The organism is Lysobacter concretionis Ko07 = DSM 16239, assembly GCF_000768345.1.
Taxonomy (GTDB): domain Bacteria; phylum Pseudomonadota; class Gammaproteobacteria; order Xanthomonadales; family Xanthomonadaceae; genus Novilysobacter; species Novilysobacter concretionis.
Genome location: NZ_AVPS01000008.1, coordinates 83,133 through 107,198 on the forward strand (window position 1 = coordinate 83,133; position 24,066 = coordinate 107,198).

General features: G+C 69.0%; 23 protein-coding genes. 15 read left to right on the forward strand and 8 right to left on the reverse strand.

Annotation, left to right across the window (positions count from 1 at the left end; genetic code table 11):
* Positions 1 to 191: 191 nt before the first annotated feature.
* Positions 192 to 830, reverse strand: a complete 639-nt coding sequence (locus N792_RS13520) for a hypothetical protein (protein WP_052103978.1) — start codon at positions 828 to 830, stop codon at positions 192 to 194.
* A 272-nt stretch (positions 831 to 1,102) separates the two neighbouring features.
* Here N792_RS13520 and N792_RS10645 point away from each other — a divergent pair, with 272 nt between their 5' ends.
* Positions 1,103 to 1,765 carry a type 1 glutamine amidotransferase domain-containing protein gene (locus N792_RS10645; protein WP_036194953.1) on the forward strand — a complete coding sequence of 221 codons (663 nt, stop codon included), beginning with the start codon at positions 1,103 to 1,105 and terminating at the stop codon, positions 1,763 to 1,765.
* A 42-nt stretch (positions 1,766 to 1,807) separates the two neighbouring features.
* Here N792_RS10645 and N792_RS10650 read toward each other — a convergent pair whose 3' ends face one another.
* Both N792_RS10650 and N792_RS10655 read right to left on the reverse strand, forming a co-directional pair.
* A complete protein-coding gene (locus N792_RS10650; RefSeq protein WP_224743960.1) occupies positions 1,808 to 3,022 on the reverse strand; it encodes an MFS transporter in 1,215 nt (404 codons plus the stop codon).
* Between the two features lie 362 nt (positions 3,023 to 3,384).
* Positions 3,385 to 5,082 carry a tetratricopeptide repeat protein gene (locus tag N792_RS10655; protein WP_036194954.1) on the reverse strand — a complete coding sequence of 566 codons (1,698 nt, stop codon included), beginning with the start codon at positions 5,080 to 5,082 and terminating at the stop codon, positions 3,385 to 3,387.
* A gap of 336 nt (positions 5,083 to 5,418) precedes the next feature.
* Here N792_RS10655 and N792_RS10660 point away from each other — a divergent pair, with 336 nt between their 5' ends.
* The 3 genes from N792_RS10660 (at position 5,419) to N792_RS10670 (ending at position 7,967) form a co-directional block, all read left to right on the forward strand.
* Complete coding sequence (locus tag N792_RS10660) at positions 5,419 to 5,847, forward strand: hypothetical protein (RefSeq protein ID WP_036194955.1); 429 nt, start codon at positions 5,419 to 5,421, stop codon at positions 5,845 to 5,847.
* A 137-nt stretch (positions 5,848 to 5,984) separates the two neighbouring features.
* The gene (locus N792_RS10665; RefSeq protein WP_156969383.1) at positions 5,985 to 7,193 is read left to right on the forward strand and encodes an HD-GYP domain-containing protein; all 1,209 of its coding nucleotides are present in this window, start codon (positions 5,985 to 5,987) and stop codon (positions 7,191 to 7,193) included.
* Positions 7,194 to 7,370: 177 nt separating this feature from the next.
* On the forward strand, positions 7,371 to 7,967 hold the full coding sequence (locus tag N792_RS10670) for a DUF6630 family protein (RefSeq protein ID WP_036194957.1): 597 nt from the start codon (positions 7,371 to 7,373) through the stop codon (positions 7,965 to 7,967).
* Between the two features lie 24 nt (positions 7,968 to 7,991).
* Here the strand turns inward: N792_RS10670 and N792_RS10675 are convergent, their stop codons facing one another.
* The gene (locus tag N792_RS10675) at positions 7,992 to 8,708 is read right to left on the reverse strand and encodes a glycosyltransferase (protein WP_036194958.1); all 717 of its coding nucleotides are present in this window, start codon (positions 8,706 to 8,708) and stop codon (positions 7,992 to 7,994) included.
* Between the two features lie 95 nt (positions 8,709 to 8,803).
* Between N792_RS10675 and N792_RS10680 the strand changes: the two genes are divergently transcribed.
* On the forward strand, positions 8,804 to 9,754 hold the full coding sequence (locus tag N792_RS10680) for an ABC transporter ATP-binding protein (protein WP_036194959.1): 951 nt from the start codon (positions 8,804 to 8,806) through the stop codon (positions 9,752 to 9,754).
* Positions 9,751 to 10,512 (forward strand): ABC transporter permease, encoded by a 762-nt coding sequence (locus N792_RS10685; RefSeq protein ID WP_036194960.1) that lies wholly within the window; start codon positions 9,751 to 9,753, stop codon positions 10,510 to 10,512. Before N792_RS10680 ends, N792_RS10685 begins: the two co-directional genes overlap by 4 nt.
* Before the next feature lie 157 nt (positions 10,513 to 10,669).
* Here the strand turns inward: N792_RS10685 and N792_RS10690 are convergent, their stop codons facing one another.
* Complete coding sequence (locus N792_RS10690; protein ID WP_036194961.1) at positions 10,670 to 10,945, reverse strand: DUF3297 family protein; 276 nt, start codon at positions 10,943 to 10,945, stop codon at positions 10,670 to 10,672.
* A gap of 337 nt (positions 10,946 to 11,282) precedes the next feature.
* Between N792_RS10690 and N792_RS10695 the strand changes: the two genes are divergently transcribed.
* Both N792_RS10695 and N792_RS10700 read left to right on the forward strand, forming a co-directional pair.
* Positions 11,283 to 11,492: a cold-shock protein gene (locus tag N792_RS10695; protein WP_036194962.1), complete on the forward strand. Its 210-nt coding sequence runs from the start codon at positions 11,283 to 11,285 to the stop codon at positions 11,490 to 11,492.
* Positions 11,493 to 11,820: 328 nt separating this feature from the next.
* A complete protein-coding gene (locus N792_RS10700) occupies positions 11,821 to 12,468 on the forward strand; it encodes a DsbA family oxidoreductase (protein WP_036194963.1) in 648 nt (215 codons plus the stop codon).
* A gap of 39 nt (positions 12,469 to 12,507) precedes the next feature.
* On the opposite strand, the gene N792_RS14115 is transcribed toward N792_RS10700, so the two are convergent.
* Complete coding sequence (locus N792_RS14115; RefSeq protein ID WP_036194964.1) at positions 12,508 to 12,822, reverse strand: DUF3247 family protein; 315 nt, start codon at positions 12,820 to 12,822, stop codon at positions 12,508 to 12,510.
* 136 nt (positions 12,823 to 12,958) lie between these two features.
* On the opposite strand from N792_RS14115, the gene ku reads away from it, so the two are divergent.
* The 5 genes from ku to N792_RS10730 all read left to right on the forward strand — a co-directional run bounded on the left by ku (position 12,959) and on the right by N792_RS10730 (position 19,327).
* A complete protein-coding gene (gene ku, locus N792_RS10710; protein ID WP_036194966.1) occupies positions 12,959 to 13,993 on the forward strand; it encodes a non-homologous end joining protein Ku in 1,035 nt (344 codons plus the stop codon).
* A 12-nt stretch (positions 13,994 to 14,005) separates the two neighbouring features.
* Entirely contained in the window at positions 14,006 to 16,624 is a 2,619-nt protein-coding gene (ligD, locus tag N792_RS10715; protein ID WP_036194967.1) for a DNA ligase D, read from the forward strand.
* Between the two features lie 116 nt (positions 16,625 to 16,740).
* Positions 16,741 to 17,472, forward strand: a complete 732-nt coding sequence (locus N792_RS10720) for a murein L,D-transpeptidase catalytic domain family protein (protein ID WP_052104011.1) — start codon at positions 16,741 to 16,743, stop codon at positions 17,470 to 17,472.
* Positions 17,473 to 17,535: 63 nt separating this feature from the next.
* Positions 17,536 to 18,567 carry a L,D-transpeptidase family protein gene (locus N792_RS10725; protein WP_425478883.1) on the forward strand — a complete coding sequence of 344 codons (1,032 nt, stop codon included), beginning with the start codon at positions 17,536 to 17,538 and terminating at the stop codon, positions 18,565 to 18,567.
* A 34-nt stretch (positions 18,568 to 18,601) separates the two neighbouring features.
* Positions 18,602 to 19,327, forward strand: a complete 726-nt coding sequence (locus N792_RS10730; RefSeq protein ID WP_036194969.1) for a M23 family metallopeptidase — start codon at positions 18,602 to 18,604, stop codon at positions 19,325 to 19,327.
* Between the two features lie 168 nt (positions 19,328 to 19,495).
* On the opposite strand, the gene N792_RS10735 is transcribed toward N792_RS10730, so the two are convergent.
* Positions 19,496 to 20,119, reverse strand: coding sequence for an arylesterase (locus tag N792_RS10735; RefSeq protein ID WP_224743879.1), 624 nt, complete (start codon positions 20,117 to 20,119; stop codon positions 19,496 to 19,498).
* A 174-nt stretch (positions 20,120 to 20,293) separates the two neighbouring features.
* Between N792_RS10735 and N792_RS10740 the strand changes: the two genes are divergently transcribed.
* Together N792_RS10740 and N792_RS10745 are read left to right on the forward strand one after the other, a co-directional pair.
* Complete coding sequence (locus tag N792_RS10740) at positions 20,294 to 21,037, forward strand: ABC transporter ATP-binding protein (RefSeq protein WP_036194970.1); 744 nt, start codon at positions 20,294 to 20,296, stop codon at positions 21,035 to 21,037.
* Positions 21,034 to 23,598 carry an ABC transporter permease gene (locus N792_RS10745; protein ID WP_224743878.1) on the forward strand — a complete coding sequence of 855 codons (2,565 nt, stop codon included), beginning with the start codon at positions 21,034 to 21,036 and terminating at the stop codon, positions 23,596 to 23,598. Before N792_RS10740 ends, N792_RS10745 begins: the two co-directional genes overlap by 4 nt.
* A gap of 98 nt (positions 23,599 to 23,696) precedes the next feature.
* Here the strand turns inward: N792_RS10745 and N792_RS10750 are convergent, their stop codons facing one another.
* Positions 23,697 to 23,954 (reverse strand): hypothetical protein, encoded by a 258-nt coding sequence (locus N792_RS10750; protein WP_036194973.1) that lies wholly within the window; start codon positions 23,952 to 23,954, stop codon positions 23,697 to 23,699.
* Positions 23,955 to 24,066 lie beyond the last annotated feature (112 nt).

The window sequence follows — 24,066 nt, forward strand, 5'->3', positions numbered from 1 at the left end:
CCGGTTCAAAGGGTGTCTGAACAGCTGTTGCCGTGCCCGGCGAAGGCAGGCGCCCATGGACGTTAAATCAGGGACGTTAAATCAGGGACGTCAAATCAGGGACGTCAGATCGCTGATTGGCGACGTCCCTGGACTCCCGCCCGGGCGGGCGTGACGATCAGAGGCGGGTTGATCGGAACCTCCTTGCTTGCTTACTTGCGGGCCATCCGGAACGTGCCGGTGAACGGCCGGGTATTGCCTTCGGGGTCCGTGAACAACCCGTCGAAACTGCCGTCGACCGCGATCACCTTGGCGCTGTAGCGGCCTTCTTCGACCTGCGCCGACTTGATGGTCAGGGTGCCGGATTGCGAGGTGTATTCGGCGGGCAGTCCGGCGCCCTTGTCCTGCGGAATCACCACGGTGGCGCTGTCCTCTCCCGACACCTCGGGGCCGAGCTGGTAGGTTCCCGGTCCGGTCTGGCCGGCGGCGACCTCCAGGGTGAACGTACCGAAGCTGGCGAGCGCCTTGTCGCGCAGTGCATCCGGATCGGCCTCCTTGCCGGCGGCGGTGACCCGTTCGGTATCCATCCAGCCAGCCATCAGCCGGAAGCTGAGCGGCGCAGACAGGTAGCCGGGCAGGAAGGCTGGAGAGGTCGTGGCGTCCAGCGACCAGTCACCGCTGGCGAGCGTCACGCCATTCGCGTTGCTGTCCGCCTTGCCGCCCGATGCGCGGGAACCGGCCTCCGTGCCGGCACCGCCACAGCCGGCCAGGGCCAGGGCCGAGATCACGAGTGCGGCGGGCAGTGCGAATCGCGCGATCGCATTGAAGCGGTTTCCGGTGGATACAGGCATCACGTCACTCCTTTTGAATCGTTGATTGGATCGTGTGGTCGATGGAATGCACGCTGCTTCGTGTGGATACCGGACAGCCAAGCCGCATCGATATGGAAATCCCGGGTCCCGAGGGTGGAGTTCCGGCCGATGACAGCCCGGCGCCCGGGAGTCGCGCGCCGGCACCACCGGCGTGGTTGCGGCGGCTGCTCGATCAACTGCATCCGGCGTTAACGCGGTGGGGACGAAGCTGGCATGGCGCGTGATATTTCCCACCCGTTCCGGAGTCCACCATGGCCACCGTCCTGATGATCGTCACCAGTGTTTCCGCGATGCCGACGGGCGATCCGACCGGACTGTGGCTGGAGGAGTTCGTGGTGCCGTATCAGGTGTTGACCGAGGCCGGGCACGAGGTGGTGGTCGCCAGTCCGGAGGGCGGGACGACGCCGGTGGATCCGCGCAGCGCGAAGGCGGAGCAGCACCACGATTGGACCGATGCGGTCGAGCGGCTGCGCGATACGGTGCCGCTCGCCGGCGTGCGCGCGGAGGACTTCGCGGCGGTGTTCATTCCCGGCGGGCACGGGCCGATGTTCGATCTGCCGGGGAATCCGGAGGTCGGCCGGTTGCTGGCGGACTTCCATCGGCAGGGAAAACCCATCGCCGCGGTCTGCCACGGCCCGGCGGCCTTCGTCGGCGTGCTGCGTGCGGACGGCAAGCCGCTGGTCGAGGGCTACACGCTGACGGCGTTTTCCGATATCGAGGAGAAGCTGGGCGGTCTGGATGACCGCGTGCCGTTCCTCCTGTCCCACCGGTTGAAGGAGTTGGGGGCGGACGTGGAAAACAGCGTGCCGTGGCTCAGTCACGTCAAGCACGACCGCCAGTTGATCACCGGCCAGAACCCGGCCTCCAGCTGGCATGCGGCGGAGCTGCTGCTGAAGGCGCTGGACGAGGCGTGACCGGCGCTGCGGATGGCGCTGCGGACGAAAGTCTGTCCGCGCCTACCAGCTGTCCTCCAGCATCCTCGGCTTGCACGCCAGCCAGCCGCCGAACGCCAGCGCGACCAGGCTGCTGCTGAGAAACGCGAACGGCCACAACCAGCCGCCCGACAGCTCGTGCAGCCAGCCGAACATCAACGGGCCGGCGCAGCTCAGCGCGTAGCCCAGCCCCTGGGTGAAGCCCGACAGCGCGGCGGAGCCGGCCGGGGTGCGGGTGCGCAGGTTGATCAGCGTCAGCGCGAGCGGGAAGGTGCTCGGCCCCAGCCCCAGCAATGCGGTCCACAACAAAGTCAGGCTCATCGGCGCCAGCAGCAGGCCGAGGAACGCGCCCAGGTGCAGCACGCAGCACAGGATCACGATCGGGAACGGGTTCCTCACCCGCACCGCGATGACCGGCATCACGAAGCCGCTGACCAGCCCCATCGCCGAATACAGCCCGACCATTGCGCCGCCCAGCGTCGGGCTGCCGCCGGCATCGACCAGCAGCTTCGGCAGCCAGGTGAAGATCGAGTAGCTGTTCAGCGAGGTCATGCCGAACATCAACGCCATCCCCCAGGCCACCGGCGAGCGCCACACGCGGCCGCCGGGCGGCGGCGCGGCCAGCTCGGGCGCGGCGTCGCCGGGCGTCACGGCGCGGTCGTGGATGGCCGCCAATGCACGCGCCTTGGCGGAGCGGCCATAGCGCTCGTGATACAGGGTGATCGCCCACGGCAGCGCGGCGGCCACGGCCACCAGCGACCACGCCCCCAGCGACACCCGCCAGCCCAGCGCCTCGGCCACCGGCACGGCGGCCAGTGCGGGCAGGATCGTGCCCATCTGCAACATGGTGATGTACATCGCGCTGACCCCACCGACCCGGTCGGCGAAATAGCGCTTGACCAGCGGCGGCAGCACCACGTTGCCGATGCCCATGCCGGACAACGCCACCGCCGAGGTCAGCAGCAGCTGTCCGGTGTCGTTGGCGAAGCTGCGGGACAGCAGACCGATGGTCGCCAGCAGCATCGCCCACAGCGCGGTCCGTTCCAGACCGAGGCGGTGGGCGATGGCCGGGGTGGCGACGCCGAACACCGCGAAGGCCGCGGTCGGCACGATGCCGAACACGCCGGTCATGGTCGGGCCGAAATCGAAGGTCCGGCCCAGGCTGTCCAGCAGCGGGGTCAGCGAGGTCACCGCGGTGCGCAGGTTCAGGGCGGACAGCGCGATGCCGAGCAGGATCAGGCCGCGGCCGTGCCACAACGGCAGGCGGGGTCCGGCACCCGGACCGGTGACGGCGTGTTCGGGTGAAATGGGTGGGGAAGTCATGGGCGCTGGAGGGGAGGGAGGCGGTCGCGCCGTCGGCCGCGGAGGCGGATTGGTGGACAGGGTGGCGGCAAAGTATAGAAGCCGGTCGTGACGGCGGCTGTGCCGGACGTGCCTGTCGCCCGCTTCTCGAGGTCCGGGCGAGGTGCTGGTCTGCGTGCCGGGGTCAACCGGCCCGACCTGCGGCCGCGTGAGGACGGGTATCCCCCGCAGGCGCACGCCGACCCGGAAGGCGGAGGCCACACCGGCAAGGTGGTGCTGGAGGTATGAGCGCCGCGACCTCAGAACCGCGATGCCACCAGTTCCACATCGGCGTGCTGCCACGCCTGCGCGAACCGGCGCTCGGCATCGGCCGCTTCGCGCGTTCGCTGCTGCGCCTGCAGGCTCTGCGCCAGGCCGTGCAGTGACCAGCCGTTGCCGGGGTTGCGCTCCAGCTCTTCGCGGTACACCGCTTCGGCGTCGGCCGGCCGGTTGGCCGAGAGCAGCAACGCGCCGAGCGAGTGGCGAACGGGGGCGTGCCAACCCGGTGGCTCGTCGTAGGGAATCCGGTCCTCGATGGCGACGGCTTCACGCAAGGCGGCGATCGCGGCGGCCTGGTCGCCGCGGGCGGCGGCCACCTCGGCGCTGACGCTGCGCTCGGCGATGCGGACGGCATGGCTGAGCGGGTAGCGGTCCCACATGGTCAGCGTCTCCATCACCGGGTCGGCGGCGAGCGTGCGCAGCGCGTCGCGGTGTTTCACGGCGTCGTCCTGCCGGCCCTGCCGCACCGCGGCGATGCCTTGCGCGTAGTGCCAGATCGCGGTGACGTAGGGCAGGTCGCTGGCCGGGTTGGGAGCGGCCGCGATCTCGTCCCAGCGGCCGAAGCGCACGCGGTCGAACCACGGCGTCATCCAGTAGTGCTGCAGGCTGGCGAAACCGGGTTGGCGCATCAGTTCGGGCAGGTGGGTGCGTTCGGCGGTCGCCAGTGCCGCCGCGCGGGCCACCTGGCTGTCGCCCTCCATGCTGGCGGCGAACCACAGGAAGTCGTGGTTGTGCGGCACGTAGCCCAGCGGGTACACGCCGCGGGTGTTGCCGCGGCACATCGCCAGGTATGCATCGTCGGCCTCGATCGCGCGCTGGTTGGCGATCACGGCGTCGTGCCAGCGGCCGACCCGCGCGTAGATGTGGGCGGGCATGTGGACCAGGTGGCCGGAGCCGGGGATCAGCTCGCGCAGCCGGTCGGCGGCGTTGACGCCTCGCTGCGGATCGGCCGAGGCCTCCACCGCGTGCACGTACAGGTGCAGTGCACCGGGATGGTCGGGGTGGCGGTCGATGACGGATTCGAGCGTGCTGACGATCTCGCGGGTGTTGCCGATCGGTTGCCGCTGGTCGTCGTAGTAGTGCCAGGGCTGCAGGTCCATCAGCGCTTCGGCATGGAAGGTCGCGGCATCCAGGTCGTCGGGGCGCTCGCGCACCAGCTCGCGGGTGGCGTCGGCATAGGCCTGGTCGAGCGATGTGCGGTCCTCGGGCGGGTCCTTGGCATAGCGCGCCGACAGGGCCTCGATGAAGGCCTGTTCGCGCCGGCTTGCGTTCGGCGCCAGGGCACGGGCCTTCTGCAGCCGCGACCAGGCGTGGGCGTTGTCGGCCGGATTCATGCTGGCGTTGACATGCGGCCCGAGCACCAGCGACGCGCCCCACCAGCACATCGCGCAGTCGGGATCGAGCTGGGTTGCCTTGAGGAAGCTGCGTTCGGCGGCGTCGTGGTTGAAGCCGTAGCTCAGCATCAAGCCCTGGTCGAACCAGCGTTGCACGTCGGGATGGCGGCTGGTGACCGCGAAGTGGTGGTCGCCGAGGCCCTCCAGCAGGTTCGCGCCGAGCGCGGCTTCGGGCGGGGACACCGACTGGACCGCGGTGGCGGGGCCCTCGTGGGAACCCTGGCACGCACTGGTCGCGAGCAGGATGGTGGCAGTCAGCAAGGCGAGTTGGCAGGGACGGAACATGGCAACCTCCAAACTCCCTCCCGTCGCCCGTTCTACGCCCCGCTTGCGGGTCCTGCAAGAGCGCCGCAACGACGCAAGAAGCGAGCCAGGTGAGGCGCGCGGCGCCTTCACGGATCCTCGCGTCGAGGGCGCGCACAAGGCCGGCGACAGACGCAAAGCGCCGCGACGCCGGCGGATATCGGCATGGAAGCGGGCGCCGCGGATAATCCCGGCGGTGGCGCACGGCATCGGGACGGAAGCACTACCATCGGGCATCGGGTGCCGTCCTCGCCCGGCGCGGAATTCCGCGACCGTTGCCCGCGATCCCGATCGCCTTCCTCCCAGGACCAAAGAATCATGGCCCACATCCATGCCCCCGGGCTGGTGCTGCATATGTATCCCGACACTCTGCTCGCATTCGGCGCCAGCCACACGGTGGAGCCCGAAGACGCGGCCGCCGCCCAGCGCTACTTCGTCTGCCTGTCCGCCGATGCGGTCGAAGGCCTGTGGACGCCGCTGCATGTCACCCGTGGCGAGGACCGGCTGATGATTCCCGAGGAGGCCAAGTCCGGCCATCCGCGCTGGCGTCGCGGACCGTCCTATTACGACCCCGACGAGCTGTGGTGCATTCCGCACAAGGCCGCCCAGCGCGGCGCTGCCGAAGCGCGCGACCAGAGCAGTCCGAAGGCCCCGAACACCGTGGCGCTGTCGTCGCTGCCCAGCCGCAGCCAGTTTCCATCCGCCGCCGCGTTTCGCGGGGTGGTCAAACACCCGGCGCAGGGCTGAGCATCGCCGGTCTCGCCGGTCTCGCCGGTCTCGGCATGCGGCCGGCACCGCGTGCACTGAGCGGACGCTAAAGATCCGTCCGGGGCGGCCGATAACGTGCCGAAGCCCGGCGATCCGGGTGGCCGTCGGGAGTGCGCGTGCGTCCGGTCGTTGCAGACGAAGTGGAGCTTGGTTCGCCCTTGGCGTGGTCGGTATACGACCGCGACGGCAAGCTGTTGTTCGTGCAGGGGATGGTGCTGACAAGCCCGGCCCACGTCGACCTGGTACTGGAGCGCGGCATGCTGGTGCCCGATACCGACGCCACTGCGGGCGTGCTGGTGCCCGAATTCGATCATTTGGCGGACGGCGCGGAGACGCCAGAGACCCCTGACGACGCCGGGGAAGACGCGCCGCCCGCGGCGCCGGAGCCGCCGGTGTTCCGCGAGATGCAGAAGCTGCGCCGCGAGTTGCGCGCGCTGCACGACGAGCTGCTGCAACGCAGCGGCGAGCCGCTGACGGAGCGCCTGTTCGAACTGGCGCTGCGCTTGCGTGCGCTGGTCGCACGCGATGCGGATGCGGCGCTGGCGGCGATGCAGCTCGAGGTCGGCGACGACGGCCAGGTGGCGAGGATCCTGCATGCCGCAACCCTGTGCGAATTGCTGGTGCGCGCGCGCGGGTGGGACGAGGTGGAAAGCCTGTCGGTCATCGCGGCCGCGTTGACCTACGACATCGCCTTGAATCCGTTTGCCGATGCCATGAACCAGCAGCAGACCGAACTGTCAGCCGACCAGCGGCTGGTGATCGCCGGCCATCCGCAAGCCGGCGTCGAACTGCTGCAGGAGGCCGGCGTGGAGGACCCGGTCTGGCTGGCGGCGGTGTTGCAGCATCACGAGCGCATCGATGGCAGCGGTTACCCCAACCGCCTGTCCGGCGATGCCATCAGCCGCGGCGCACGCAAGCTGGCGATTGCCGACATCTACTCGGCAATGGTGCGGCCGCGCGCCTATCGCGAGGCGGTGCACGCCCGGCATGCGCTGCGCAGCCTGTTCCTGGAGCGCGGCAAGGCCGTCGACGAAAGCCTGGCGAGCCTGCTGGTGCGCGAGATCGGCGTGTTCCCGCCGGGCACGCCGGTGCGGCTGGCCAACGGCGAGGTCGGCGTGGTGCTGCGCCGTGGCCGCGGTGCCACGCGGCCGATCGTCGCGCGGCTGATCAACGCCAACGGCACCCTCGCCGCGCTGGCCGCCCAGCGCGACAGCGCCGTGCCCGGATACGCGATCACCGAGACCGTCCCGCCGCGCAAGTACCAGGCTCTGGTGGCCAGCGCGAGCGAGCTGTGGTGCAGCGAGCGGACCTTGCTGCGGCCGTAGCTGCTGGGTTCAAGGTCGCTGCAGCCGATCCCCCTCCTGGGTGTCTTCTTGACTGCACCCCGCCCAGGTCGACTCGCGGCGCGCGAGTTCACGCCGTGATGTCACTCACCGCGATTGCCGACGGCATGACGTTGCCTCCACTGCAGGGCATGTCACGATTCCCCGACCCGCCTCCGGATGTGCCCCATGAACGCCGACGACCCCGAGTTCGACCCCGACGACAACTTCGCCAACCACCTGCAGGCCGACGCGGATATCGACCCGGAGGCCGACGACACGCCCGAGGCACTGGTCTGGCAGTTGCTGTTGCTGATCAATCCCGGCGACGAGGAATCGGCGCTGCAGCAGTTCGCCGAGTACCGCGACGCGCTGGCCGAGAGCGCCCCGGACGAGGTCCAGCCGGTCTGGTTGCTGAAGGACGTGATCGACTGGAAGGCCGGCTTCTACGTGGACGGCACGGATGCGGTGTCATTCATCGACACCATCACCGAGCTGGCCGCGCGCTGGAACCTGCGCATCGACTGGGGCGTGGAGGATGCCAGCGACGAGGACTTCCTCGCCGATGCCGACGTGCCGTCGCTGATGGCAGTGGCCTACGACCGCCTGCGTGAATACGGCTACAGCCTGTGGACCTGGAACACCGCCAACGGACCGTCCGGCGACGAGGACATGCAGGCCGGCTGGATCACCCTGAGCAGCGACGACGAGGCGATGCAGGAGCTGGCGCACGCGCTGGACATCGAACTGCGCCCGGGCAGCGATCCGTTCCATTGAGGTCGATGGATGCCGGGGCGTCAATCACGGCTCATCCCGCCGCTTGCCGTACCACAGCGCCAATTCATCCCTCGACCTGAGCATCCTCCGGCCGCGCCACAGGAACCGCGCCAGCAATCGCAACTGCTCGCCCAGCGTGTGGGTGCGCAGTTTGCGCGCCGAGGTCATCACGATCTCCTTGAGGATCACCAGCCGCCCGTGCCGGGCCAGCGCGCGGCCCATCGCGACGTCCTCGCCGGCGTAGTACGTCTCGTCGAAACCGCCTACCGCATCGAACGCGGCGCGGGTGCAGAACAGGCTGCAGCCCGGGGTCACGCCCACCCAGCGGAAGATGTGGATCAGCAGCAGCTGACCGATCCGCTCGTGCAGCCGCGCCTTGCCGAGCAGCTTCACGCCCGCACCGCCGCCGGCCGCGCCGCCGCGCATCGCGGCCATCGCGGCGCGCACGTAGGCCGGGTGGATCAGCGTGTCGGCATCGATGAAGAACAGGAAATCGCCGCGTGCTTCGCGTGCGCCGGCATTGCGGGTGGCGGCGATCTGCCGGTGCGAGACGTGGATCACGCGCGCACCGTGTTTGATGGCGACCTGCGCGGTGCGGTCGGTGGAGGCGTCGTCGACGACAATGATCTCGTAGTCACGCCCGGTTCCGAGTCCGACCCCCCGCGCGGCGGCGTGGATCGCAACGAGGGTGTCGGTGATCAGGCGCTGCTCGTCGTGGGCCGGGACGATGAAGGAGACCATGCTCGCTATCGTGGCACAGCGTGCTTGCCGTCCACCGCGCGATGCACCGGGTTCGCTACGATTCCCCACTTGCCGACGCAACCCCGGAATCCCGCGTGCCGCCGATCATCTCCGTCCAGAATCTGACCAAGACCTACGCCTCGGGTTTCCAGGCGCTGAAGGGCATCGACCTGGAGATCCGTCGCGGCGAGATCTTCGCCCTGCTCGGCCCCAACGGCGCCGGCAAGACCACCCTGATCAGCGTCATCTGCGGCATCGTCAACGCCAGCAGCGGCACGGTAACTGCCGACGGCCACGACATCGTGCGCGACTACCGCGCCGCGCGCGGCAAGATCGGCCTCGTGCCGCAGGAGCTGTCGACCGACGCGTTCGAGAGCGTCTGGGCGACGGTGCGGTTCAGCCGCGGCCTGTTCGGCAAGCCGCCCAACCCCGCGCACCTGGAGAAGGTGCTGCGCGACCTGTCGCTGTGGGACAAGCGCGACAGCAAGATCCTGGCGCTGTCGGGCGGCATGAAGCGGCGGGTGCTGATCGCCAAGGCGCTCGCGCACGAGCCGCGGATCCTGTTCCTCGACGAGCCCACCGCCGGGGTCGACGTCGAGCTGCGCCACGACATGTGGCAGATGGTGCGCGGGCTGCGCGAGCAGGGCGTGACCATCATCCTGACCACCCACTACATCGAGGAGGCCGAGGAGATGGCCGACCGCATCGGGGTCATCAACCATGGCGAGCTGGTGCTGGTGGAGGACAAGCACGTGCTGATGCGCAAGCTCGGCAAGAAGCAGCTGACCCTGGTGCTGCAGGAACCGCTGGCGCACCTGCCCGAGGGCCTGGCCGGCCTGCCGCTGGAACTGGCCGGGGACGGCAGCGCGCTGGTCTACACCTTCGATGCGCAGGGTGAGGCGACCGGCATCGCGCCGCTGCTGCGCCAGTTGAACGCGCTTGGGATCGACTTCAAGGATCTGCATTCCAGCGAGAGTTCGCTGGAGGAGATCTTCGTCAGCCTGGTGCATTCGTCGACGTCGCGCGGGCAGGGGGCCGGCGCATGAACGTCCACGCGATCCTAGCGATCTACCGCTTCGAGATGGCGCGCACGTTCCGCACGCTGGCGGAGAGCATCGTCTCGCCGGTGCTGTCCACCTCGCTGTATTTCGTCGTGTTCGGCGCCGCGATCGGCTCGCGCATGGGCGATATCGACGGAGTCGGCTACGGCGCCTTCATCATCCCCGGCCTGATCATGCTGTCGCTGCTCAACGAGAGCATCTCCAACGCGTCCTTCGGCATCTACATGCCCAAGTGGTCGGGCACGATCTACGAGCTGCTGTCGGCGCCGGTGTCGTACGTGGAGGTGGTGATCGGCTACGTCGGCGCGGCGACGACCAAGTCGGTGATGGTGGGCTTCCTGATACTGCTCACGGCGCGGGTGTTCGTGCCCTACGAGATCGCCCACCCGGTGTGGATGCTGTGCTTCCTGCTGCTGACCGCGGTGAGCTTCAGCCTGTTCGGTTTCATCATCGGGCTGTGGGCGGACGACTTCCAGAAACTGCAGGTGATCCCGCTGATGGTCATCACCCCGCTGACCTTCCTCGGCGGCGCGTTCTACTCGATCAGCATGCTGCCGCCGGTGTGGCAGAAGATCACCCTGTTCAACCCGGTGGTGTACCTGATCAGCGGGTTCCGCTGGAGCTTCTACGGCGTGTCCGACGTCAACGTCGCGGTCAGCGTCGGCGCGATCCTCGGCTTCCTGGCGCTGTGTCTGGTCGCCGTGTGGTGGATTTTCCGCACCGGGTGGAAGCTCAAGGCCTGAGCGGCGGCATCGGCGGTGTCAGCGCCGCCCGCGCCCGCACGCGCTCGATCAGGGGCGGCAGTGAACCGCCCCGCGCAATTGGGGTGATACAGCGGGGCGCTGCCGGTTGCCGGGATGTGCGGCCGGCCCTGGTGCGTCACGCCCTGTTCGGAATCCGCTATTCGGTATCCGCTTCGGCATCGCCGATTTCGGCATCGAGGAAATATGCCTCGACGGTGCCGTTGAACTTCATCGTCATCGCGTTGCCGCGACGGTCCAGCGACTTGCCGACCGGCAACCGCACCCAGCCCTCGCTGATGCAGTACTCCTCGACGTTGGTCTTTTCCTCGCCGTTGAAGCGGATGCCGATGCCGCGCTGGAACAGCTCCTCGTTGTAGTACGGGCTGCGCGGGTTGGCGGCGAGGCGGTCGGGCGGGGTGGTCGGGTCGGTCATGGCAAAAGCTCGGTTGAACGGAAGAGTGGGCGGCGTCAGCCCGTCGGGATCGGCACAGGATAATCGGCGCGGCCGGCAGATGGGGCTTTGCGGGTCCCGCCGCGCCGGCCGGCCCGGGCGGCGGCACTGAATGCAGACACACCGCGGTGCAAAAGTTGTTGCAATCCGAATCTGCTGCCGTTAGGGTTCGCCTTGCTGTTTGCCAGGGTCACCGTGAATCGTGGCCCGATGCTGTAGATCCCAGATCCGCTACATCGTTGCACCTCGCTTACTCCTTGCAACCAGCACCTCGCCGCGAAAGCGGTATTTCAGAAAACTAGTTCCAAGGAGCAAGAAAATGTCGAACCGTGAAACCGGTACCGTCAAGTGGTTCAACGATGCCAAGGGCTTTGGCTTCATTTCCCGTGAGAATGGCGAGGACGTGTTCGTTCACTTCCGCGCGATCCAGGGTCAGGGCTTCAAGTCCCTGCAGGAAGGCCAGAAGGTCAGCTTCACCGTCACCCAGGGCCAGAAGGGCCTGCAGGCTGACGCGGTCGAAGCGCTGTAAGCATCGATCGACTGCAGCTGCTTCGGCAGCCGCACGAGATACCAGGAAAACCCGGCTTCGGCCGGGTTTTTCTTTGTGCGTTGACAGAGCCTCGGTGAGGCGGGGCAGGTGCAGCCCGTCGTGGTCGGCACGCCTTCTCCGCTCATGTCCCCCGGTCTCCGCCTTTACTTCGCTGCGAAGGCCTGCCGACCACGACGGGCCCGGCTTGCGGAGGTGCTGAACCTACGAGCGGGGACACCCGCGTGCGACCGGCCTGGGCTGGCGCCGTGGCTTGATCGTCACGGCCACTGCCCCAATCCATAGGTATCGGTCCCTTCGAGCCACTGCCATGTCCAAGCCCCTGCGAATCGATTTTGTCTCCGACGTTTCATGCCCGTGGTGCGCGGTCGGGCTGAAATCGCTGCAGCAGGCGATGGCCAACGTGGGCGACCAGGTCGCGGTCGAGCTGCACTTCCAGCCGTTCGAGCTGAATCCGCAGATGCCGCCCGAGGGCCAGGACACCAACGAGCATCTGGCCGGGAAATACGGGCTGGACGCCGATCAGCTGGCGCAGAACCGCGAGGTGCTCCGCCAGCGCGGTGCCGAGGTCGGGTTCACCTTCAACCAGCGCAGCCGGGTCTACAACACTTTCGATGCCCATCGGCTGCTGCACTGGGCAGGCGCGCAGGGGCGCGCGCAGGAGCTGGCGCTCAAGGACGCGTTGCTGCACGCGTACTTCACCGATGACCTGGACGTTTCCTCGCACGAGGTGCTGGTGCGGCTGGCCGGCATGGCGGGTCTGGACGTTGCGCGGGCCCGCCAGCTGCTGGCTTCCGACGAGTTCGCCTCCCAGGTTCGTGCGCAGGAGCGGTTGTATCAGGAGCGCGGCATCCACGCGGTGCCGGCGGTGATCATCAACGGGCGCCACCTGATCCAGGGCGGGCAGCCGGTGGAGCTGTTCGAGCAGGCCCTGCGGCAGATCGCGGCGGCGGACTGAACCGGCCGGCGTCGGTTCACGCGGACCAACCAGCCGGCATCAGGCAGTAGCGATTCCTCCCGGATCCAGGCGCTTGATTGCGAGGATCCGGTCCACCCAGACATCGTGCACACGCGCGGTTTCCGGGTGGTACATCGCGGGCTGTTCCAGTCGCAGCACCGCGTTGGTGCCCTCCTCGCCATCGGGGCCGAAGAACACCTGGGCGACCGGCCGTGCGGCGACGATGCCCTCGACCTGACTGCCGTCCTCCATCCGCAGGCTGACGTGGGCGCCGTTGGGAAGCTGCTCGATCTGCTGCTGTATCCGGGCGATGTCGGCCGGGTCGGTATGCACGCGTTCGGCATTGCGGGTCATGGGGCGCGCCTTGCGGGGAAGTCCAGCGCCAACCCTATCGCCGTGGACAGCAATGGGCGGTGAAATCCGCTCGACACGTACATCACGCCGGACTTTCGATACTTGATGGCCGCATGTGGCTGCCGCAGGAGTCCCCATGGCCCGCCCGATCTGGTCCGGAACCTTGTCATTCGGTCTGCTCAACATCCCGGTGTCGCTGATGTCGGGCGAACGTCGCACCGACATCTCGTTCCGCATGCTCGACGCGCGCGACAACACGCCGATCCGCTACGAGCGGGTCAACGCGGACAGCGGCGAGGAGGTGGCCTGGAAGGACATCGTCAAGGCGTTCGAGTACGACAAGGGCAGCTACGTCGTGCTCGAGCCCGAGGACATCAGGTCCGCCGCCCCGGAAAGCCATGACGCCATCGAGGTGGAAGCCTTCGTCCAGGCCAGCCAGATCGACCCGCGCTATTTCGAGAAGCCCTACGTGCTGGTGCCCGCCAAGAAGGCCGAAAAGGGCTACGTGCTGCTGCGCGAGGCGCTGTCGGCCACCGGCCGGATCGGCATTGCGCGGGTGGTGATCCGCACCCGTGAGCACCTGTGCGCGGTGATGCCGCACGGCGATGCGCTGCTGTTGCTGATGATGCGTTACCCGCAGGAACTGGTGGACATCGACGAGTACCGGATCCCCGAAGGCAAGGGCGCCGATTACCGGATCACCGCCCGGGAGCAGGCGTTCTCCGAGCAGTTGATCGAGACCATGTCCGGCGATTGGGATCCGACCCAGTACCAGGACGAATTCCGCGAACGCCTGCAGCAGGTGATCCGCCGGCGGATGAAGGACAAGGGCGTGGTCAGGCGCGAGGACGAGGAGCCGGAGCTGCACGAGAACGCGGCGACCAATGTGGTCGATTTCATGTCGTTGCTGCAGCAGAGCATCGCCAGGAAGCGGCGCACGCCGGCCCAGGCATCTGCGACCGGTTCGGATGCCCCGCAGTCCGATGGCCCGGCGAAGAAGGCCGCGAAAAAAGTCACGGCAAAACCGGCGCCGAAGGCCAGCACGAAAGCCGCGAAGGCCGCTGCCGAAAAGGCGGCCGGCGCGGCTTCCAAACGCGCCTCCAGGAGCGATTCCAGCCCGGCCAAGCCGGCGCGCAAAGCGGTCACGAAGAAGCGCGGCAAAGTCGCCTAGGCCGGGTTCGGCATGAGCCTGCAGGAGTACGCCCGCAAGCGCCGGTTCGGCCACACCCCCGAGCCGGTCGGCGCGACCGGCACCCGGCGCAGCAGGCGGTCAATCTTTGTCGTCCAGCTGCACCACGCCAGCGTGCGGCACTACGATTTCCGGCTGGAGATGGACGGTGCATTGAAGAGCTGGGCGGTGCCGAAAGGGCCGTCGCTGCGGGCCGGCGAGAAGCGACTGGCGGTGCAGGTGGAGGATCACCCGCTGGAGTACGCGACCTTCGCCGGCGACATCCCGGCGGGACATTACGGCGCCGGCCACGTGGACGTGTTCGACCACGGGGTGTGGAGCTGTGACGGCGACCCGCTGGAGGCATTGGCGGCGGGCAAGATCGATTTCGTCCTGCACGGCGGCAAGCTCGGCGGCGGCTGGAAGCTGATCCGCACCGCGAAGCCGGCGGCCAAGCCGCAATGGCTGCTGCTCAAGCGCGACGACGAGTACGCCGCCGACGCGGAGGCCGACGATCTGGTCGACGCACCAGCGCCGGCAGGCTGGAAGGGACGGCGGCCGTCGGGCCCGGAAAAACCTGTGGGAACAGCAGCGAAACCGGGGGGCGCGAAATCGGCAGCAAGGAAGTCGACAACCGCTGCCTCGTCCACCGCCCCCGCCAAGGCAACGGGCGTGAAATCGGCCCGCGCCACCGCCGGGCCGTCACCCGCGCGACGCCGGAAAACCGACTGGCATCGCCGCGCCGCGGCCCTCGACGGCGCCAGGCCGTTGCGCGGCGATACCGGATTCGCTCCCCAGCTGGCGACCCTGCGCGGGTCACCCCCGACCGGCGACCATTGGCTGCACGAACTCAAGTGGGACGGCTACCGCCTGCTCGCGCGCATCGACGATGGCAAGGCCCGTCTGCGCTCGCGCAATGGCCTGGACTGGACGGCCGACTACCCCGAGATCGTCGTCGCGCTGGAAGGCCTGGGCGTGGCGTCCGCGAGCCTGGACGGCGAGCTGATCGCGCTGGATGCCCAAGGTCGCAACAGTTTCTCCGCGCTCCAGCGCACGATCGAGGGCACCGCCAACGCGACCTTGCGCTACGTCGTGTTCGACCTGCCGAGCCTGGCCGGGATCGATCTCACCGGCACCCGTCTGGACGCACGCAAGGCGTTGCTGGAGAAGCTGCTGGCGGGCGCGCCGCAGGACGTGCTCGCCTACAGCCAGCACATCGCCGACCACGGCGCGGAGGTGTTCGCGGCCAGCCGGAAGCAAGCCATGGAGGGCATCATCAGCAAGGCCATCGATGCGCCCTATACGCCGGGGCGGTCGAGCACCTGGCTCAAGATCAAGCACGCGCAGACCGACGAGTTCATCGTCGTCGGCTTTACCGCGCCCAAGGGCTCGCGGGTCGGCTTCGGCTCGTTGCTGGTGGCGACGCGCGATGCCGGGCAGCTGAAGTACCTCGGCCGGGTCGGCACCGGTTTCGACGATGCGCTCCTGCGCGACCTGGGCATCCGGCTGCGGCGGCTGTCGCGTGACGAGGCGACGGTAAGCCTGCCGCCGCATGTGCCGTTTGCCGCACGCGAGGTGACCTGGGTCGCGCCGGAGCTGGTGGTGGAAGTGGCGTTCCGCGGTTGGGGCAAGGAAGGACTGCTGCGCCAGGCCAGCTACCAGCGGATGCGCGAGGACAAAGACCCGGCCGATGTCGGAGCAAGCGAGGTGGAGGGCACCAAGGTGGACAGGCAGAACGTGCGCGATCAAGCCACGGCACGGCTTACCAGCCCGGACAAGCTGATCTATCCGGCCGAGAAGATCACCAAGCAGCAGGTCGCGGAGTACTACCGCGCGGTCGCCGCGCGGTTGCTGCCCGAGGTCGTGCAGCGGCCGTTGTCGCTGCTGCGCTGTCCGGACGGCGTGCAGGGCCAGTGCTTCTTCCAGAAGCACCACGCCGCCAGCCTCGGCGGGCGCGTGCATGCCGTGGCAATCAAGGAGAGGGGCGGCGCGCGGGCGGAGTACGTCTACATCGACGACCTCGACGGCCTGCTCGATCTGGTGCAGATGAACGTGCTGGAGCTGCACCCCTGGGGCGCGCGGATCGAGGACGTCGAGCATCCCGACCGGCTGGTGTTCGACCTGGACCCCGGCGACGGCGTGCCGTGGTCTGCGGTCAGGGCGGGCGCCCGCGACGTGCGGGCCCGGCTGGACGAGATCGGCCTGGCGAGCTTCCTGCGCCTGTCGGGTGGCAAGGGCGTGCACGTGGTGGTGCCGATCGCGCCGGGGCCGGGCTGGAGCGAGACCAAGGCATTCTGCGAGGCGTTCGCCGATGCGATGGCGACCCACGCGCCCGACAGGTACGTGGCGACCGCGTCCAAGGCCAAGCGCGGCGGGGTGATCTTCATCGACTGGCTGCGCAACAGCCGCGGTGCGACCAGCGTGGCCAGCTGGTCGCTGCGGGCGCGTCCGGGGGCAGCCGTCGCAATGCCGCTGCGCTGGGACGAGCTTGGCCGCACCCGATCCGGTGCCGACTATCCGCTGGCGCGGGCGTTGCGGCGGGCGGCAAGCTTGCGCGGCGATCCGTGGACCGGGTGGCAAGACGCGCAACGACAGGAGCTGGCAAAGCTTTCACGAGCGGACCAGCAGGTCTGAACGCCGGCCCGGACGTTCATCCAGCCCGCGGCGGCGGCCGCTAAAATGTGCCGATGTTTTCGCCACCGGTATTTCGTGCCTGCCTGCGCGCGCTGGCGGTGCTGTCCGTCGCCTTGATGGCGGGTTGCTCCACCACACCCGGCGCGGTTGGCGTGTCTGTACCAACCCTGCCCGCATCACCGGCCATCCTTGCGGCAACAGAACCGACGCTTGCCGAACGCCTGGTCGCGGCAGCGCCGGCTGCGGACCCGGAAGTGATCGCCCTGGCGGTGCAGGCACAACGTTGCGCGGTCGCCCACGGTGAAGCGGCGCCGCCGCAGCGGCTGGCGGTGATCGACTACTCGCGCCCGTCGACCGAGCCGCGGCTGTGGGTGTTCTCACTGGCGGACGCGCGTTTGCTGTATTCCGAGCATGTCGCGCACGGCAAGCACAGCGGGGCGAACCTGGCCACCGCGTTTTCCAATGTCGAGGGCAGCCTGCAGTCCAGCCTGGGCCTGTTCAGCACGGCCGAGACCTATGTCGGCGGCAACGGGTATTCGCTGCGCATGGACGGGCTGGAGCCGGGGATCAACGACCGCGCGCGCGAGCGCCTGCTGGTGATCCACGGCGCCGATTACGTCAATCCGCGGCAGGCGGTGCAGCAGGGGCGGCTGGGTCGCAGCTACGGCTGTCCGGCCGTGCGCGCCGGCGTCGCCCACGAATTGATCGACAGTCTGAAGGGCGGCCAGATGCTGTTCGCCTATTACCCTGACATGCAGTGGCTGCATGGCTCGCGGTTCATCGGCTGCAACAGCAACGCCGGTGGCGCGGGCGCGGGCGCTTCAGTCGCCAGCAAGGCGGGACGCTAGCGTTCACGTCGTCGCCAATGCGTATCACGCAGCATCGGTCGCAATCTGATCCGGAGCGACCCCATGAGTGAATCTGCGAACCGTTGTCACGTCCGCGCCCTGTGCGCCCAGCGTCCCCACCGCGGGTGGGCGCTTGCCTGCGCGCTGGCGTTGCTGCCAGCCGCCGTGCTCGCCCAGGACAGCGCCGGACGACTGGCCCCCGCCGCGGTGAACGACGTGCGGATGGTGACGGCGGTGGGTGCCGATGCCGGCAACCAGAGCAAAGCCGCGATCTTGCGCGCGCAGGTGCTGCTCGATCGCGCGCATTTCTCGCCCGGGGAGATCGACGGCGGCTTCGGTTCCAACACCCGTCGCGCCATCGAGGGCTTCCAGCGCAGTCGCGACCTGGAGATCACCGGCGTGGTGGATGAAGCCACCTGGGCCGCGCTCAATGCCGACAGCGCCGATGCGTTGATCGGCTACCCGCTGACCGACGCCGATGTCGCCGGACCATTCAGCAAGATCCCCGCCGACATGGTCGACAAGGCCAAGCTCGACACGCTCGGTTACACCTCGGCGATCGAAGCGTTGGGGGAGCGATTCCATGCCAGCCCGAAGTTGCTGCGCGAACTCAATCCGGACACGAAACTGCAGGCCGGGGTGACCTGGCAGGTTCCCAACGTGAGCGATGCCGCGCTGCCGAAGGCGGGCAAGGTCGTGGTCGACAAGTCCGACTCGGTGGTGATGCTGGTTGACGAGTCCGGCAAGACGGTGGCGCAATGGCCCGCCTCGATGGGCAGCTCGCACGACCCGCTGCCGCTGGGCGAATGGACGATCAAGGGCGTCGCCAGCGAGCCGACCTTCCACTACAACCCGGAGCTGTTCTGGGACGCGGATCCCGCGCACAGCAAGGCGGAGATCGCGCCGGGTCCGAACAATCCGGTCGGCGTGGTGTGGATCGACCTGTCCAAACCGCACTACGGCATCCACGGCACGCCGGAGCCGTCCACGATCGGCAAGACCCAGTCCCACGGCTGCATCCGCATGACCAACTGGAGTGCACTGGCGCTGTCCAAGGCGGTCGCGCCGGGGACGCTGGCGGTGCTGCAGCCATGATCGACGCCATCGGCACGTGGGCGACGGGTATCCGATGAGGGCGCTGCTGATCTTCCTCGCCGGGCTGCTGGTGGGCGCCAACGCGGTGTACTTCCTGATGACCTGGAAGCACGCCGACCCGGCCGCGGTGGGGGTGTTCGAACGCGAACGCACCCGGCATGCGCAAGCGCCGGACGCGCCGGACGCGCCCGCCCGCCCGGGCCCCGACGACGGTGTTCCGGCCGCCGCCGAACCCGGGCGGGAACCGGTTGCGCCGGATCGCGTCCGGATCGATACCCCCCCGATCACGCCCCCGCGCGCCAACGCTGGCGGAGGGCACCCGCCGCGCCTGATCGTGCCGGTACGCGGGGTCGAGGTCGCCGAGCTGGACAACACCTTCGAGGACGCCCGCGGCCAAAGCCGGGTGCACGAGGCGATCGACATCATGGCGCCGCGCGGCACCCCGGTGCTGGCCGTCGCCGACGGCACGGTGGAGAAACTGTTCGACAGCGAGCCGGGTGGCTTGACCATCTACCAGTTCGAGCCCAGTGGCCGTTACGCCTACTACTACGCGCATCTGGACCGCTACGCCGCCAACCTGGCGGAAGGCCAGGCGCTGAAGCAGGGCGAGGTGATCGGCTATGTCGGCAGCACCGGCAACGCCAGCGACGACGCCCCACACCTGCACTTCGGCATTTTCCGGCTTGGTCCGGAAAAGCGCTGGTGGGAAGGCACCGCGATCAACCCGTATCCGGTATTGACCGGCCAGGCGACGCTCTAGTCGCCGGCCCGGTCTGTCGCGCTCGAACCGGCGGTTTCATCCAGTCGCGCCTGCGCCTTGCGCAGGCTGCCGCCCGTGACGCTGCCGTCCATCGCCTTGGCGCCCGTACACAACCATCGAGCCGATCGCGGCGTGGGCAGGCAGGCGACCGGCAGCGCAGATGGCGGTTCAGTCGTCCAGCAGCGGGACCAGCCGGGACCAGACATGGTCGCGCAGCTGCGGCTGCACGGCGGCGGTCGGGTGCAGGTTGTCGGCCTGGTAGGCATCGCGGTCGGTCGCGATCGGGGCCAGCAGGAACGGCAGCAGGGCGACATGGAAGCGGTCGGCGAGGTTGCGGTAGTTGGCCTCGAACGCGCGGGTGTAGGCCGGTCCGAGGTTCGGCGGCATCTGCATGCCGATCAGCAGCACTTTCGCGCCCGCGCCGTGCGCCGCGCCGATCATGTAGGCGAGATGGTTGGCGCTCTGCTGCGTGGGCAGGCCGCGCAGGCCGTCGTTCGCACCCAGTGCAATCACGACCACCTCCGGACGCTCCCGGACCAGCGCGTCGATGATCCGCGCCGCGCCGCCGGCGGTGGTCTCGCCGCTGATGCTGGCATTGGCCACGCGCCAGCCGGGCTTCTCGCTCGCGATGCGCCGGGCCGTCAACGCGACCCAGCCCTGCTCGGCCGCCATGCCGTAGCCGGCCGAGAGCGAGTCGCCCATCACCAGTACGGTGTGGGTGGTGGGCGCTGCGGCCTGCACGCGCGCCGGCATCAACAGCATGGCGACTGCCAGCAGCAACAGGCCCGCCACGCATTGAATACGCGGTCGCCAAGCCGCATATCGCGCAGTCATCGTCATGGTTGTTGCGGTTCGGGCCGTCATCGTTGGTGTCGTTGTGGATGCCGTCACGTTCCGGATTCCCTCTTCTGCTTCATTTTCTTTTCCACCTTGGCGCAGCGCAGGTTCGCGCCACCAGGAGCCATCATGGCCAATCGTTCTGCCGCCGTTGCTGAAACCCCGATCCGACCGGACTCCGCCACGTCGACGTTTGCGCTGGAAGTCAGCGGGCTGGGCAAGCGCGTGCCTCTGCCTTCGGGCGAGCTGACCATTCTCGATGGGGTCGACTTCACGATCGCGCAAGGCGACACGGTGGCGATCGTCGGTGCATCGGGCTCGGGCAAGAGCACGCTGCTGTCGCTGATGGCCGGCCTGGACACGCCCAGCAGCGGTGAGGTGGTTCTCGATGGCGAGGTGTTGTCGGCGCTCGACGAGGACGGCCGGGCGCGGGTGCGCGGGGCGAAGGTCGGTTTCGTGTTCCAGAACTTCCAGCTGCTGCCGTCGCTGACCGCATGGGAGAACGTGATGCTGCCGCTGGAGCTGCGCGGCGACCGCGAGGTCGAAAGTCCGGCCCGCGCGATCCTGCAGCAGGTCGGGCTGGGCGAGCGGCTGGGCCATTACCCGCGCCAGCTGTCGGGCGGCGAGCAGCAGCGCGTCGCGCTGGCCCGCGCGTTCGTGACCCGGCCGTCGCTGCTGTTCGCCGATGAGCCCACCGGCAACCTCGACAGCCGCACCGGGCAGGCGATCATCGAGCTGCTGTTCGCGCTCAACGCGCAGGCCGGCACGACCCTGGTGCTGGTGACCCATGACGAGCAGCTTGCCCGGCGCTGCGGCCAGCGGCTGCGGCTGGACGGTGGCCGGCTGGTGGCGCACGAGTCGCAGGCGGCATGAAGGCGCTGTCCACGGACAGGCGCGCCCGCAACGGCGTGATGAAGATCGCTGCGATGGCCTGGCGGCAGTTGCGCCGTGACCTCAAGGCCGGCGACGTGCGCATCCTGCTCGCCGCGCTGGTGCTGGCGGTGCTGGCGGTGACCGCGGTCGGCTTCGTCACCGATCGCGCCGAACGCGCGCTGGCCATCGAGGCCAACCGCCTGCTCGGTGGCGACGCGGTGGTGCGCGGCGATGCGCCGATCGGCGCGGCGCTCGAACAGGCGGCGCGCGCGACCGGCCTGCGGCGTGCGGACACGGTCGAACTCAACACCATGATCAGCGTCGGCGAGGGCGGCAGCGCGCGGTTGAAGTTGGGCGACCTGCGCGCGCTGGGCGACGGATTTCCGCTGCGTGGCGCGTTCCGCATCGTCGGCAGCGACGGCATCGAGCACGACGCAACCGGCGTGCCTGCCCCCGGCTCCGCCTGGCTCAGCCGCGCCGGTGCCGACACCCTGGGCGCACGGATCGGCGACACCCTCGGCATCGGGGAATCGCGCTTCACGCTGGCGGCGCTGGTGGTCGCCGAGCCCGATGCGGCGCTGGACTATTTCAATATCGCGCCGAAGGTGTTCGTGAATCTGGGCGATCTGGCGACGACCGGCCTGGTGCAGGAAGGCAGCCGCATCCGCTACCGGCTGGTGGTCGCCGGCGAGCCGGGCGCGGTGGAAAAGTTCGTCGCCACCGCCAAGCCGGCACTGGCCCGTGGCCAGCGGCTGGAGACGGTTGCCGATGCGCGCCCGGAGATCCGTTCCGCGCTGGATCGCGCCGGCCGCTTCCTCGGGCTGGCGGCGCTGGTGTCGGTGGTGCTGGCCGCGGTCGCGGTCGCGATGGCCGCGCGCCAGCACAGCGAACGGCACCTGTCGGGCACCGCGGTGATGCGCTGCCTCGGCGCCAGCCAGACGACGCTGGCCGGCATCCACATCGGCGAGTTGCTGATGCTGGGCCTGATTGCCAGCACCGTCGGCGTCGGTCTGGCGCTGGCCTTGCAGTGGGGTATCGGCCTGTGGCTGGAGCCGATGCTGGACATGGCGATTCCGTCCGCCGGCTGGATGCCGGCGCTGCAGGGATACGGTGTCGGCCTGGTCGTGCTGCTCGCATTCGGCGCGCCGCCGGTGTTGGCGCTGCGCCGGGTGCCGGCGTTGCGGGTGTTGCGCCGCGATCTCGACCCGACCGAACCCAGCGCGTGGCTGGTGATGGCGGCCGGACTGGCCGGGCTCGGCGCGCTGCTGTGGTGGAAGGCCGGCTCGGCGGCATTGGGCAGCGCGATGCTGGTCGGCATCCTCGCCACGCTCGCGGTGCTGTCGGCGCTGGCCTGGGGCCTGATCGTGCTGCTGCGCGCCGTGCGCTCGCGCCTGCGTGGCAGCCTGCGGTACGGGCTGGCCAACGTCAGCCGTCGCCCGGTCACCAGCATCGCCCAGGTCGCGTCGCTCGGACTGGGGCTGATGGCGCTGCTACTGCTGACTTTCGTGCGCACCGACCTGCTCGACCGTTGGCAACTGCAACTGGCCGCCGATGCGCCCAACCGTTTCATCATCAACGTGCAGGACGACCAGGTGGACCCGGTGCGCGCGTTCATCGCCGACCAGGGCATCGCCGCACCGACCCTGTACCCGATGATCCGCGCGCGGCTGGTCGCGCACAACGGCCAGCCGGTGACCGGCAAGGATTTTGCCGAGGAGACGGACGACGGCGACAACCGCGCCCAGCGCCGCGCCGACCGCGAGTTCAACCTGTCGATGGCGGCGACGCTGGGCGACGACAACCGGGTGGTGGCCGGGACGTTCTGGGGCGCGGAGGTGCCGGCGAGCCCGCAGATCTCGGTCGAGCGCGGCTACGCCGAATCGTTGAACTGGAAGATCGGCGACAACGTGACATTCGACATCGCGGGGCAGATGTTCAGCGCGACCATCACCAGCCTGCGCGAGGTCGACTGGGAAAGCTTCCGGCCGAACTTCTTCGTGGTCGCCTCGCCCGGATCGCTGGACGGGTTTCCCGCCAGCCACATCACCGCGGTCAGCGTGCAGCCGGAAAACAGCCGGTTCACCGCGGAGCTGGTCGGGCGGTTTCCCAACCTGTCCGTCATCGACATCGACGCGGTGCTGGCGCAGGTGCGCGGCACCGCCGACCAGGTGTCGGTGGTGGTGTCGGTGGTGTTCTGGTTCTCGCTGGCGACCGGCGTGCTGGTGCTGATGGCCGCGGTCAGCGCGAGTCAGGACGAGCGTCTGCTGGAAGGCGGGGTGATGCGCGTGCTCGGCGGCAGCCGGCGTCAGTTGCGGCTGGCGCAGGCGTCGGAGTTCGCCACGATCGGGCTGCTGTCGGGCGCGGTGGCCGCGATCGCCGCCTCGGTGCTGGCCGGCGTGGTGGCGACACGGGTGTTCGACCTGCCGTGGCAGGCCAACTGGGGCATGGCGGCGGCCGGTGCGCTGCTGGGCATGCTGGCGGCGTTGGCGGCCGGCATGTACGCCACCCGCAAGGTGCTCGACGCGCCGCCGTCGGTCACGCTGCGCGAACTGCAGGGCTGAGGGACGGATGCCGCCGGCCGCCGGCCGTCGTCAGCGGCCCCGGCATTACCTGTACAGGCACGGCCGCAACGCATGGCAGCCGCCGGGCCGCTGCGGATTCATCGCTCCACCATGACCGGCGTTGCCAGGAACCGGCGGGCGTAATCGCGCTCCTCGACGACCCGCTGGACCTCCTCGTTATCCATCTCCGGCGCGGCATACACCGCATAGGCCACCTCGCCGTCGCGCTTGCCGAGTTGATGCAGGCGGTAGCGCGGCCGGCCCGCGCCGGTGCTGGCCGGGTAATGAACCGGCGGCGCGCCGTCGATGTCCATTTCGCTGTTGTCGATGGTGCCGCCGATGAAAAGTGCGCGCATGGCCTGCTGCTCCGGTCCAGAACTGCGGTCAGGGTGGCCCGGCGGGTGTTGTGCCGCGATGAAGCCGGCCTGGCGTTCACCACGATGGCAAGCACCGGCCCGCCACGCGCGC

Excerpts from the sequence above, each read along its gene's own strand:
- N792_RS13520 (WP_052103978.1), bottom strand. The coding sequence starts at position 830 with ATGCCTGTATCCACCGGAAACCGCTTCAATGCGATCGCGCGATTCGCA.
- N792_RS10645 (WP_036194953.1), top strand. The coding sequence starts at position 1,103 with ATGGCCACCGTCCTGATGATCGTCACCAGTGTTTCCGCGATGCCGACG.
- N792_RS10655 (WP_036194954.1), bottom strand. The coding sequence starts at position 5,082 with ATGTTCCGTCCCTGCCAACTCGCCTTGCTGACTGCCACCATCCTGCTC.
- N792_RS10660 (WP_036194955.1), top strand. The coding sequence starts at position 5,419 with ATGGCCCACATCCATGCCCCCGGGCTGGTGCTGCATATGTATCCCGAC.
- N792_RS10670 (WP_036194957.1), top strand. The coding sequence starts at position 7,371 with ATGTGCCCCATGAACGCCGACGACCCCGAGTTCGACCCCGACGACAAC.
- N792_RS10675 (WP_036194958.1), bottom strand. The coding sequence starts at position 8,708 with ATGGTCTCCTTCATCGTCCCGGCCCACGACGAGCAGCGCCTGATCACC.
- N792_RS10685 (WP_036194960.1), top strand. The coding sequence starts at position 9,751 with ATGAACGTCCACGCGATCCTAGCGATCTACCGCTTCGAGATGGCGCGC.
- N792_RS10690 (WP_036194961.1), bottom strand. The coding sequence starts at position 10,945 with ATGACCGACCCGACCACCCCGCCCGACCGCCTCGCCGCCAACCCGCGC.
- N792_RS10695 (WP_036194962.1), top strand. The coding sequence starts at position 11,283 with ATGTCGAACCGTGAAACCGGTACCGTCAAGTGGTTCAACGATGCCAAG.
- N792_RS10700 (WP_036194963.1), top strand. The coding sequence starts at position 11,821 with ATGTCCAAGCCCCTGCGAATCGATTTTGTCTCCGACGTTTCATGCCCG.
- N792_RS14115 (WP_036194964.1), bottom strand. The coding sequence starts at position 12,822 with ATGACCCGCAATGCCGAACGCGTGCATACCGACCCGGCCGACATCGCC.
- ku (WP_036194966.1), top strand. The coding sequence starts at position 12,959 with ATGGCCCGCCCGATCTGGTCCGGAACCTTGTCATTCGGTCTGCTCAAC.
- ligD (WP_036194967.1), top strand. The coding sequence starts at position 14,006 with ATGAGCCTGCAGGAGTACGCCCGCAAGCGCCGGTTCGGCCACACCCCC.
- N792_RS10720 (WP_052104011.1), top strand. The coding sequence starts at position 16,741 with ATGGCGGGTTGCTCCACCACACCCGGCGCGGTTGGCGTGTCTGTACCA.
- N792_RS10725 (WP_425478883.1), top strand. The coding sequence starts at position 17,536 with ATGAGTGAATCTGCGAACCGTTGTCACGTCCGCGCCCTGTGCGCCCAG.
- N792_RS10730 (WP_036194969.1), top strand. The coding sequence starts at position 18,602 with ATGAGGGCGCTGCTGATCTTCCTCGCCGGGCTGCTGGTGGGCGCCAAC.
- N792_RS10740 (WP_036194970.1), top strand. The coding sequence starts at position 20,294 with ATGGCCAATCGTTCTGCCGCCGTTGCTGAAACCCCGATCCGACCGGAC.
- N792_RS10745 (WP_224743878.1), top strand. The coding sequence starts at position 21,034 with ATGAAGGCGCTGTCCACGGACAGGCGCGCCCGCAACGGCGTGATGAAG.
- N792_RS10750 (WP_036194973.1), bottom strand. The coding sequence starts at position 23,954 with ATGCGCGCACTTTTCATCGGCGGCACCATCGACAACAGCGAAATGGAC.